The organism is Pseudomonas sp. P7548 (genome assembly GCF_013386585.1).
Classification (GTDB): domain Bacteria; phylum Pseudomonadota; class Gammaproteobacteria; order Pseudomonadales; family Pseudomonadaceae; genus Aquipseudomonas.
The window spans coordinates 199,893-212,340 of record NZ_JACARO010000036.1; the positions used below are offsets into that span (position 1 = coordinate 199,893).

The 12,448-nt window shown below is 61.2% G+C and carries 7 protein-coding genes; all 7 read left to right on the top strand.

Annotation, left to right across the window (positions count from 1 at the left end; all coding sequences use genetic code 11):
- The first annotated feature begins 201 nt into the window (after positions 1 to 201).
- Positions 202 to 873 (top strand): response regulator transcription factor, encoded by a 672-nt coding sequence (locus tag HX803_RS15660; protein ID WP_178921828.1) that lies wholly within the window; start codon positions 202 to 204, stop codon positions 871 to 873.
- A 226-nt stretch (positions 874 to 1,099) separates the two neighbouring features.
- On the top strand, positions 1,100 to 6,094 hold the full coding sequence (locus HX803_RS15665) for an Ig-like domain-containing protein (RefSeq protein WP_178921830.1): 4,995 nt from the start codon (positions 1,100 to 1,102) through the stop codon (positions 6,092 to 6,094).
- Positions 6,095 to 6,229: 135 nt separating this feature from the next.
- Positions 6,230 to 7,153, top strand: a complete 924-nt coding sequence (locus HX803_RS15670) for an OmpA family protein (RefSeq protein ID WP_178921832.1) — start codon at positions 6,230 to 6,232, stop codon at positions 7,151 to 7,153.
- Positions 7,154 to 7,288: 135 nt separating this feature from the next.
- Positions 7,289 to 8,209, top strand: coding sequence for an OmpA family protein (locus tag HX803_RS15675; protein WP_178921834.1), 921 nt, complete (start codon positions 7,289 to 7,291; stop codon positions 8,207 to 8,209).
- A 195-nt stretch (positions 8,210 to 8,404) separates the two neighbouring features.
- A complete protein-coding gene (locus HX803_RS15680; RefSeq protein ID WP_256732865.1) occupies positions 8,405 to 10,834 on the top strand; it encodes a type I secretion system permease/ATPase in 2,430 nt (809 codons plus the stop codon).
- Positions 10,831 to 12,072 (top strand): HlyD family type I secretion periplasmic adaptor subunit, encoded by a 1,242-nt coding sequence (locus HX803_RS15685; RefSeq protein ID WP_178921836.1) that lies wholly within the window; start codon positions 10,831 to 10,833, stop codon positions 12,070 to 12,072. The genes HX803_RS15680 and HX803_RS15685 overlap by 4 nt, the downstream gene beginning before the upstream one ends.
- A gap of 2 nt (positions 12,073 to 12,074) precedes the next feature.
- Positions 12,075 to 12,448 (top strand): hypothetical protein (locus HX803_RS15690; RefSeq protein ID WP_372339913.1); only part of this gene is annotated, 374 nt, incomplete at its 3' end.

Here is a 12,448-nt window from a genome sequence, read left to right on the forward strand (position 1 = left end):
AGCCCTTACTGTGGTTCTATCTGTCGAACATTCCGGTTCGCAGCCTGGGTGTGAAGTGACCTTTTAACGGGTGTTGCGCCCGACAGTTCTAATACGGGGTATTCGCTAACAGCAGCGAAGCCATTATTCAATTCGGCGTTAAATGGTTTAGGCGGCGCGAAAAAGGATGCAGGTTAAATTCCTGGGAAGACGAGGTGTGTGATGTCTGGGTTAATCAGAGTGGGGGTGCTGGATGAACATGAGGTGGTCCGTCAGGGGTTGCGTTACCACCTGGCTGATCAATCCGGTATTGAAGTAACAGGCCTGTTCGAGACCACGGACAGTGCCTGGCAGGCGATCGAGCAGGGCCATTTGGACCTGTTGGTCATGGACAATGAATTGGAACACAGTGCCGCGCAGGACTTCATCAAGGCCTTGAGGGCGCAGTTCCCGCATATTTGGGTATTGGTCGTGGTGCCCGAGGCCGACCCCAGGGTTGCCATGCTCCTGCTGGCCGCCGGTGTGCAAGGCGTGGTCTGCAAGCGCCAGCCCCTGGGCGTGTTTATCCGCGCAATCGAAATGCTGGCATGCGGCCAGCGCTACCTCTGCTCCAGCATCGTCGTGGCGCAAGAGAATGACACCGTGTCGACCTGGTGGGAGGCCACCGGCGCAGAAGAAGCCTTGGCGTCCCACGCTTCGCTGTCTTTGCGCGAGCGTGAAGTGTTGAGGCTGTGCATCAGCGGGCTGACCGTGACGCGAATCGCTGAAATGTTCAACCGCAGCCTTAAAACCGTCAGCACGCAAAAGTTGGCGGCGTACCGCAAGTTGGGCGTGACCAGTGACATGGATCTGTTCAAGCGTCTGTCCCAATACCGAACGATGAAAGGGCTTTGAGACAAATCTCAAAGACAGCCTGACCCTGGCAATGTTAGTTATTCGTTTTATCGTGAAGACCCGCCTCGTGCGGGTTTTTGTTTATGCGCGGTCAACACAGTAATTGCACACAAAAATAGTTAAGCCTGAGGGGTTTTGAGACAGTTCTTATATTGCCTATTACGTCGAGTGAGGAGAATTCCGACATCCAAGGATTCCTCTTAACGGAGTGGCTTGGTTGATAGGAATGCCGGACAAACCGGTGTACGCAATCCTGACTAACTCAAAGGCAGAAAACGTGAACGCTAACTCTGTGAATATCGCCGTGGTAGACGGCAAGACGATTACCCAAACGGTGGACCTCGGTGCCGCCAAAACGGGTCTTCCTGTACGCATCAAGGCCGTACAGGGTGGCAAGTACATCATTGGCGAAGGCGAAAAAGGCTTCGCGCCCGAAAACCTCACCATCAAGCGTGTGGGCAAAAACCTGCACATCGCCCTGGAAGGCACTGACCCGGACCAGGCTCAACTGATCATCGAAAACTTCGAAGGCAGCGGCGGCCAACTGGTCGGCCTCGCCGAAGACGGTTCCTACTACGAATACATCTCCTCTGACGCTGACCAGGATGGCGCTGCTGCGTTCCTGTACGACGGCGCAGAGTCGGCCCAAGTGCTGGGCGCCCAACCGTTGGCCGGTTTTGGCAATGGCCTGGTCGCTGGCGCCGGTATCGGCTGGTTCTGGCCTGCACTGCTGGGCCTGGGCGCACTGGGCCTGCTCGGTGGCGTATATGCCGCCACGCGTAACAAAGACGACAACAACGACCCAACCACCCCGGTTGGCGGCGGTAACGGCGACAAAGGCTCGCTGGGCGGCGTCACCGATGACGTGGGCGACAAACAAGGCCTGATCGGCCCAGGCGAATCCACCGACGACAAAACCCCAACCTTCACCGGTATCGGCAGGCCGGGTACCACTGTAGAAATCGTCGACAACGGCAAAGTCATCGGCACCGCGCCGGTGGGCGACGACGGCAAGTGGGAGTTCACCCCTGCAGAGCCAGGTCTGGCTGACGGCTCCCACAACATCGTGATCGTTCCGGTTGATGCTGGCGGTAACAAAGGCGAGCCTTCGCCTGGCCACATCATCATCGTCGACACCGTCGCACCCGCTGCCCCGCTCATCGACGGCGTGTACGACGACACCGCGCCAAACGAGGGCCTGCTGGCCAGCGGCGACAGCACCAACGACACCACCCCGACGCTCAAAGGCACCGCTGAAGCGGGCGCCATCGTGCACATCTACGATAACGGCGAACCCATCGGCACCGCCCTCGCAGACGAACACGGCAACTGGGAGTTCACCCCGAAAACTGAACTGGCCGAGGGCGCCCACGAGTTCACCATCGCCGCTGAAGACGCTGCCGGCAACATCAGCGTGCCTTCGCTGCCGTTCCCTATCGTCATCGACATCACCGCACCTGAAAAACCAGGCCCGGGCAAGGGCGGCATTGACGACATCTTCGACAACGTCGGCCCTGTCCAAGGCAGCATCGGCGACGGCGACAGCACCGACGACAACACCCCAACCTTCACCGGTAGCGGCGCAACGCCGGGCGATACCGTGATCATCATCGACAACGGCAAAATTATCGGTACTGTACCGGTCGACGAAGGCGGTAACTGGGAATTTACCCCGAACCCAGCGCTGGACACCGGCCCGCACGAAGTCGTGGTCGTGATCGAAGACCCGGCCGGCAACAAAAGCGAGCCATCCGACCCGATCACCGTGATTATCGTCGAAGACACCACCCCTCCGGTCAAGCCGACCCCGGGTGCAGGCGGCATTGAAATCATCACCGACGACGTCGGTCCGATCACCGGCATCATTGCCGATGGCGACAGCACCGACGACAACGCACCGACCTTTGGCGGCAGCGGCGCTGTGCCTGGCGACATCGTTACCATCATCGACAACGGCGAGCCAATCGGCAGCGTGGTTGTGGGCGACGACGGCAAGTGGGAATTCACTCCGGAGACTGGCAAAGAGCTGGCTGAAGGCAGCCACGAAATCGTGGTCGTGATCGAAGACCCATGGGGCAACCCAAGCGAGCCTTCCGATCCTATCACCATCATCGTCGACACCCAGGCACCGGTTACCCCGACCCTCGGTGCGGTCATCGATAACGAAGGTGACTCCACCGGCAACCTGAACCCAGGTGACGTTACCGATGACGCCCGCCCGGAGCTGACTGGCACCGCTGAGCCTGGCTCCGTGGTGACCATTTACGACAACGGCGCCATCCTTGACAGTGTCACGGCAGGTGCCGATGGTAGCTGGAGCTTCACGCCGCAATTGCCATTGAGCAACGGCCCGCACTCGTTCACGGTGACCTCGACCGATAGCGTCGGCAACGTCAGCCTGCCTACCCCTGCCTTCGATCTGCAGATTGTCGCTGGCGGCTCGCCGTCCGCGCCTGCCATCACCGGTGTGGTGGACGATCAAGGCAGCATCCAGGGCAACGTGAGTAAAGATGCAACGACGGACGATAACCTGCCGACCATCACAGGTACCGGCACAACGGGCGATACCATCTTGATCTACAACGGTGACCAGCTGCTGGGCACTGCAAAAGTAGAGAATGGTCAGTGGGAGTTCACCCCTGAAACGGCTTTGGTGGACGGCACTTACAACCTGACCGCCCAGGCCAAAAGCCCTGCCGATAACCTGAGCCCGGCCACGGGTGTCTACACGATTATCGTGGACACCAGCGCCCCGACTGCTCCCACTCAGCAGCAGTTGATCGATGACGTTGGCGCCGTGACCGGCCCGATTCCGTCCGGCGCAACCACCGACGACTCCAACCCGACGTTCGTAGGCATGGCGGAGCCTGGCTCCGTGGTCATGATCTATGACAATGGCGCCCTGCTCGACAGCCGTACCGCTGACAGCGACGGCAACTGGAGCTTCACCCCGACCACAGCTCTGGAAAACGGCCCGCACTCGCTGACTGCCCAGGCGGTAGATGCCGCTGGTAACGTTGGCCCGATGGGCCCGGCGATGACGTTCATCGTGGATGCCACGGCCGTGGAGATCTCCATCACCTCCGTGGTCGACGACGCTGGCTTCTACAAAGGTCCGCTGGAAAGCGGTGAATCCACCGATGACACCACCCCGACCCTGAATGGCCAGGCCACTCCGGGTGCGACCGTCAACATCTACAACGGCACCACCTTGGTGGATTCCGTTGTGGCCGACCCAGTGACCGGTGCGTGGAGTTTCACGATGCCCGAGCTGGCCCCTGGCACTCACAACCTGACGGCCACTGTCACCACCCCGGCGAGCGGCGAAAGTGCACCGACGCCGGCCTTCACCGTCATCGTCGACACCACGGCGCCGACTGCTCCGGTGATTGGCGCGGTGACAGACGACGTAGGCACGATCCAGGGCCCGATCGGAAATGGCCAGAGCACCGACGACAACACCCCGACCCTCAGCGGTGAGGGCCTGGAACCCGGTGACACGGTCGAAATCTACGACAATGGCGAGCTGCTCGGGACTGAGAAGGTCGATGAGAATGGGCATTGGAGCTTCACCCCTTCGCCCTCCCTCAACGATGGCTCCCACTCGCTGACTGTGATCACCCGTGACCCGGCCGGTAACCCCAGTGCGCCGTCTGATCCATGGATCGTCATCGTCGACACCGACGCACCAGTCGCCTCGGCTGTCGTGCAGAGCATGAGTAAGGACAGCGGTGCTGATCGCGAGGATTTCTTGACCAACGACGGAAGCGCTGGGCGCTTGATCCAGGGTTCGTTGACAGCGGCTTTGGTCGTTGGCGACAAAGTGCAGGTTTCCACTGATGGTGGGACTACCTGGCTGGATGCCTTGGTGAACGCCGACAACACTTGGAACTTCGTTGATCAGAACAGCCACACCGGTAACTGGACCATTCAAACTCGCGTAGTGGATGCGGCGGGGAATAGCAACTCGAGTTCCCAGGCGGTAACGCTGGATAGCGCAGGGCCTAATGCGCCTTCAGAGCTCGTAGTTGGAAACGAGAGTGTTGAGGTATCGATCTTTGGCTCAGGTGCCGTCGCAGGCGATATGATTACTGTACTGTGGGGCGATCATGCGGTAAACCATGAACTCAGTGCTACAGATATAGCGATGGGATCTGTTACTGTAGTAATTCCTTCCGACATTATAGCGCTAGTGCCAATTCCAGCGAGTGTTCATGCTGGTGTTGTTGATGCGGCCGGTAATCCTTCAGATTATCGCAAGTTAGATTCTTTGTATGACTTTGAAGGCGTCCCATTGCAGTCAATGCCTGCCGCCGGTAGTAGTGTGGACTTGGGTCCATTTACCGCAACTCGTCTAGATAACACTGTCCCGTCTCCATCTAACTCAAACGGAGTGGTCAAGTCTAATAATTATGGTGACGTCGCACTTGCGATGACGGGTAGTTGGTTGTTTGATTTGAAGGGAGACTCTGCTTCAGCGATTGAGCTTAATGTGAGCGACAGTCAAGCAAATAACATCATTATTTTCTATGATGCTGCTGGAACGCCAATTCTGAGCACTACTATGAGCCCAGCGACTGGAATAGCTTCTTTTTCATTCACTATGCCAGGAAACACCGAATTTAGTACATTTGAAATTCGCACACTACAAGTTCCTACTCAGTTTGATTATATAGAAATACATGATGTAAAACTTATTGGTCTGGGTGGAAGTGTTGTCGTTCCACCGCTGGCAACACAGAGTGTAGTGAGTGGTATCTATTACGGTGGGGACGAGGAGAATGTATTCACTATAGGTGATGCCAACTATTTTGATGACGCGGATAGTGGCATTAATGGCGGCAGTGGAATCGATACGCTGAAACTTATGGGTGGTAACCAAACACTGGATCTGACAATTAATGCCGAAAAACTGACATCTGTCGAAATCATCGATATCACTGGTACTGGCAATAACACACTCAACCTGTCTTTGGGTGACGTGCTCGAACAGGGTGCAGCCTCCCTGTTCACCGCCGACGATACCGTGCAAATGATGATCAAGGGCAATGCCGGCGACGTGGTGAAACTCGACGATCTGCTGCCCGACGGTACCGATCCGGGTGATTGGGCTGCTTCGGGCACTACAACGGTGGCGGGCGTTGTTTACAACGTCTTCCAACACTCGTCCCTAGACGCGGAACTGTTGGTCCAGAGCGGCGTCACCACCAACCTGGTGTAAGCCGGCCGCACCCGGCCCCGGGGGCTTTCCCGGGGCCTGGGTGCCCAGGCTTTATCAGGGCAGGTGACTGCCGCTCTCAATTGTCTTTTACTTTTTTAGCCCGGGTGCCCAGCGGCACCCGCCGGAGTTTTGATCATGTTTGCACGTCACAACACCCTTACCGCTGCGCTGTTCGCGGCGGCCGTCTGCGCGATGCCCTTGGCTCACGCAGAACAGCAATACACCTACCGGTCGGCGGACATCCAGTCGTTCGGCAATGGTTACCAGCCGGTGGCCCCAGTCTCCGATGGCCAGGCCCAAGTGATTTACTACCGTGGCACCGATGGCCAGCAACGCGGTTCGGCCAACGTCTACGTTGACCGTGAGTTCCACACCAGCCTGCTGCCAGGCGGCTACACCGCCTTCTGCGTGGAGCCGGGCAGCCGTACCCTCGGCGCCTACATCGGTGATGCCCCGAGCTACCGTGGCAAAACCACCGACTTGTACTCGGCCAAGCTGGAAGGCGGCAAGACCTACTTCCTCAAGGTTCGTGAAAACGGTAACGGCGCGCCATTGGCCGTGACCCGTGCCGACGCCGAGCGCGAGCTGGCCGGCAGCCGTGCCCAGGTGCAGGCGCTGTCCCGTGCTTCGAAGGTGCAGCAGTGCAACTTCGTCGACAAACCGGCCGAGGCCTTCAAGGACTACGCCTTGTCCGGCGACGTACTGTTTGCCTTCGGCAAGTCGGGCTACCAGGACATCAGCAGCCGTGGCCGTGTGGCGATCCTGGAGTTGGTCACCCAACTCAATCGCGAACACGCCAAGCTCGACCGCGTGGTTGTGGTGGGCCATACCGACCCGATCGGTTCCTACCAGGCCAACCAGACCCTGGGCCTCAAGCGTGCGCAAACCGTACGCCGCCTGCTGATCGACGGTGGCATTCCGTCCACCGCCGTGGTTGCGCGCAGCGCCGGCAGCAGTGAGCCCGTGACCGACGAATGCTACGGCAGCAAGGCCGAGCAAGTGGTGTGCAACGCGCCAAACCGTCGCGTCGTGGTCCGCGTGGACGTGAGCGGCCAGTAACGCCCTCACGCTAAAACCGCCCCGGGAGGCCTTCGGGCTTCCCGTTCTTTGCCGCAAGCGCTGTGCGTTTGCGGCCTTTTTCTCGACTCAATAAACCGTCACCGGTTCGCTGGTGGCCACGGCGGAGTGACGCCCATGTTTTTACTTAACAGGAACCGAGCTGCCGTGCTGATCGGCGCAGCCTTGTTCAATTTCCAGGCCTTGGCCAACGTGCCGGCGCCCGTGGCCGGCAAAGTGTTCGATGCCACCTACGAACCGGTGGCGGCCATTGGCGAAGACCAGGCCCAGGTGGTGTATTACCGCGCGCTGGGCGGGGTGCAGCGCAAAGGCGCGGCCCATGTGTACGTCGACCGTGAGTTCCACGCCGGCCTGCTGCCGGGCGGCCACACCACGTTTTGCGTGGCACCGGGCACCCATACCCTGGGCGCTTACCTGGACGATATGCCGACCTATAAAGGCAAGCACAGCGACCTGTACCAGGCCACCCTGCAAGGCGGCAAGACCTACTACCTGCGCGTGCGCGAAGACGGCAACACCTTTCCGCTGCCGGTGGCCCGCGATGCGGCCGAGGCCGAACTGACCACCTCGCGCACCCAGGTGCACGCCGTGTCCCGCGCGGCGTCGGTCGAAGCGTGCCGGCATTACGACTACCTGGTGGACGAATCGCGCTTCAAGCACTACGAGCTGGCCAGTGACGTGCTGTTTGCGTTTGGCAAAGCCGGCTCGGGGGATATTTCCAAAGCCGGGCACCAGGCCATTGCGCGCTTGATCAACGACCTGCATGACGACGATGCACAGGTCAAGAGTGTGCAGGTGATCGGCCATACCGACCCGATCGGCGACGAAGCCAAAAACCAGCAACTGGGCCAGCAGCGTGCCGACACACTGCGCCAGCTGTTGATCAACAAAGGCATCCCGGAATCCATCATCAGCGCCTCCAGCGCCGGCAACCGCGAGCCGGCGGTGTTCAGCTGCTACGGCAGCCGTGCGCAGCAAATTGCCTGCTATGCGCCGAACCGGCGTGTGGTGGTGAAGGTGGAGCTGGGCCGTCCGTGAGACGTGCTGTCAGTGGGGCGTGCACCTGCCCGCAAGGGCTGTGGGGTCAGCCCTTTTGGGACAGGTCTTATTCTTAGAGGCAGGCCGTCTCGTCAGAATTCTCCTAACGGTTTCCAAGGCCTGCCTGCTCGACAGGGCCAGCCTTGAGACATCCATTTTCAATGCGGTCGCCACCGGCGGCCCAGGACTCTTGTGATGACTACAGACGCGCCTGTTGGCCCAAGCGAGCAGCCCCCCGTGTTGCCCGCCACCCAAACGACGGTCCAGGACACGCTGCTCGACAGCGTGTCGTGGATCTGCGATCACTACGGCGTGGGCAAAAGCCCTGAAGCGCTGACCGCTGGCCTGCCCAAGGGTGGCATGCTGGCGCCGTCGCTGGCGCTGGCCGCGTTGTCTGCCGCCGGCCTGAGTGCCGGGTTGGTGGAGCGCCGCGCCCAAGCGTTGCCCCAGCAACTGGTGCCGATCGTATTGCTGCGCAAGGAGCAGGGCGGCTGCATTTTGCTCGGCCGCACGCTGCGCAACGACGCCGAAGGCAAACGCGCCTGCTACTACCAGGTGATCCTGCCGGAAGTCAGCCTTGAGCCGGTCGAGCTGGATCAGGCCGGCCTCGACGCGATGTACGCCGGCCACGCGATTCTGGTCAAGCCCCGCGCCAAGGTCGACCTGCGCGCCGGCGATGAAACCCCGCGCCCGGCCGGCCACTGGTTGCTCAGCACCCTATGGCGTTATCGCAGCTATTACCGCAGCGCGGCGATTGGCGCGGTGCTGATCAACGTGCTGGGCCTGGCCACCATTTTCTTCACCATGAACGTGTACGACCGCGTGGTACCGAACCAGGCGTTTGTCACGTTGTGGTCGCTGGGCATCGGCGTCTCTATCGCCATGATCTTCGAAGCGATTGCACGGTATGTGCGGGCGCACTTGCTCGACGTGGCCGGCAAGAAAGCCGACCTGGTGCTGGGCACCATGCTGTTCCGCCAGGCGCTGTCGATTCGCATGGAAAACAAACCGGCTTCGTCCGGCTCGTTTGCCAACCAGTTGCGCGAGTTCGAATCGGTGCGCGACTTCGCCACCTCGGCCACGCTGGCGGCGCTCACCGACCTGCCGTTCGTGCTGATGTTCGTCGGCGTGATCTTTGTGGTGGGCGGCCCGCTGGGCTGGGTGCCGTTGTTGCTGATTCCGCTGATCTTGATCATCAGCGTGATCATCCAATGGCCACTGGCGCGCACCATGAAAGAAAACATGCGCGAAGGTGCGCTCAAGCAAGGCGTGCTGGTGGAGTCAGTCGAAGGCCTGGAAACCCTCAAGGCCGTGGGCGGCGAAGCCTACATGCAGCGTCGCTGGGAAAATTTCAGCGCGCTGTCGGCGGCCACGTCCATGAAGTCCCGTTCGCTGTCGAGCCTGGCGACCGGCGTGGTGGCGTTCCTGCAACAGATCCAGACCGTGGTGCTGATCATCATCGGCGTGTACCTGATCGACGCCGGTGACCTCAGCATGGGCGGCCTGATCGCCACCGTGATGCTCGCCGGCCGCGCCACCGGGCCGTTGGGCCAGGTGATCGGCTTGGCGGTACGCTTCCAGCAAGCCAAGGCCGCGCTCGGTTCGCTCAACGGCCTGATGGCCATGCCGGTGGACCGCGACCCTAAAGGCCAGTACCTGTCCAAGCCCCCGCTGTCGGGCCAGTTGACCCTCAAGAACGTCGGCTTTTCGTACCCGGCACCGCCGATGCAGCCCAACCCACCGGTGCTGCAAGGCATCAACCTGACCGTCGCCCCCGGCGAGCGGGTGGCGATCCTCGGCCGTATCGGCAGTGGCAAGTCCACGCTGTTGCGCGTGATGGGCCGGCTGTACGCACCGGTCGAAGGGCAGATGTTCACCGATGGCCTGGACGTCAACCAGATCGACCCGGCTGACTGGCGCAAAGCCGTCGGTTATGTCGGCCAGGATGCACGCCTGTTCTACGGCTCGCTGCGTGAAAACGTGATGCTCGGCCGCCCGGATGCCACGGTCGAGGAGTTCCTGCGGGTGCTGCGCCTGACCGGCCTGGACCATATCGCCGCCAAGCACCCCAAGGGCATCAACTTGCCGATTGGCGAAATGGGCGAGGGCTTGTCGGGCGGTCAACGGCAGTTGGTGTCCCTGGCACGCAGCCTGTTGGCGCGGCCGAAAATGCTGCTGCTCGACGAGCCGACCAGCGCGATGGATACCCAGACCGAGATGGCGTTCCTGGACCACCTCAAGCGTGCCACCGAAGGCCAGGCCATGGTGGTGGTGACCCATCGCCCCTCGTTGCTGGCGCTGGTGGATCGCATCGTGGTGGTCGACGACGGCAAGGTCGTGGCCGATGGCCCGAAAGCACAGATTCTTGAGGCGTTGACCAGCAAGGCCGACCCCCAAGCGATGCAAACGGCTGAGGCTGCACCTGCCAAGGCTGCACCTGCCAAGGCTGCGCCGGCCAGGGCACGTCCGGCCCCGGCTCCGGTTCGTCCGGTGCAAGCGCCGACGTCAGCCAAAGCGGCCCCTTCATTTAGCGTAAGCCCCCGTGCTCAAGCGTCATCGAACCACGCAACACGATCCGCGGCTTCCCCTGCTTCAGGCCCCGCGACAGGAGAGGTAGCCCCGTGATCCGCACACTTTTCGGCCGCAAACCCAAGGCCAACCTTGAGCCCGGCGACGCCGCGTTCATGAACGATGTACAAGAGTCGTTGCTGTCCCAGACCACGCCGGGTTCCAAGCTGGTGTTGTACCTCATCGCTGCCGTGTTGGTGATCGGCGTGGTGTGGGCGTATTTCGCCCGCGTCGAGGAAATCACCCTGGGCGAAGCGAAGATTATTTCCATGAGCCGCGAGCAGGTGATCCAGAGCCTGGAAGGCGGGATTCTGCTGGACATGAATGTGCGCGAAGGCGCCATCGTCGAGAAGGGCGATGTGCTGTTGCGCATCGACCCGACCCGTGCCGAGTCCAGCTACCGCGAGGTGCTGTCCAAGGTGATCGGCCTCAAGGCGTCGATCAGCCGTCTGCGTTCCGAGGCGTATAACCAGCCGTTGCAATTCGACGACCAAGTCAAGCAGGACAAGGACGTGGTGGCCCAGGAGACCCGTGCCTACGAGTCGCGCAAACGCGCCCTCAACGACAGCATCAGTGCCCTGGAGCGCAGCTATCAGTTATCGACGCGTGAGGTGCGCCTGGCCGAGCCGCTGGCGGCCAAGGGCCTGATGTCGGAAGTGGAGCTGTTGCGTATCCGCCGTTCGGCCAACGACATCAAGTCGCAAATCGTCGAGCGCACCAACAAGTTCCAGGCAGACGCCAACTCCGAGCTTTCCAAGCTGGAGCTGGAACTGTCGCAGATCAGCGAAAACCTGATTGGCCGCGCGGATGTGCGCGACCGCACCACCATCACCGCCCCCGTGCGCGGCACCGTGAAAAACGTGCGCGTCAGCACCATTGGCGGGGTGATCCAGCCGGGTGAGCACATCCTCGAGATCGTGCCCCTGGAAGAACAATTGCTGGTGGAAGGCAAGATCCGCCCTTCGGACGTGGCCTTCCTGCGCCCAGGCCTGGCGGCGACCGTGAAGATCACCGCGTACGACTACGCGATTTATGGCGGCCTCAAGGGCCGGGTGGAACACATCAGCCCGGACACCCTCAAGGACGACCAGAAAGCGGCGTCGGGTCGCCCGGATGACACCTACTACCGCGTGCTGGTGTTGACCGACAGCAGTGAGTTGACGGCGGGCGGCAAGTCGCTGCCGATCATTCCGGGGATGGTGGCATCGGTGGAAATCCGTACCGGTGAAAAGACCATCCTCAATTACCTGCTCAAGCCCGTGCTCAAGGCGCGCGAAGCCTTCCGGGAGAGATGATCATGACTTACACACATGACCGACGGCCGAAGCCGTCGGCACAGGGCACGGCTGCGCCGGCGTTTCGCCTGAGCCTGCTGGCCACACTGGTCTGGAGCCTGTCGGTTGGGTTGCACAGCGCTTCGGCTCAGGCCGATGAATTCCTCGCGTTTCTGGCGGCGGCACCCGGGAAGGATCTGCGTCCCGCCGTGCGTCCGGCGGTACGGCAAGTCGAACCACGTCGCACTGAGGTGGTGACGTTCCAGCCCGCAGTGGCAACGGCCTATACGCCGCCGCGTCCTGCAGTGGTGCGTGAAGCCGAACCGCGTCGCACCGAGGTGGTGACTTTTCAGCCGGCAGCGCCGACGGCCTATACGCCGCCGCGTCCTGCAGTGGT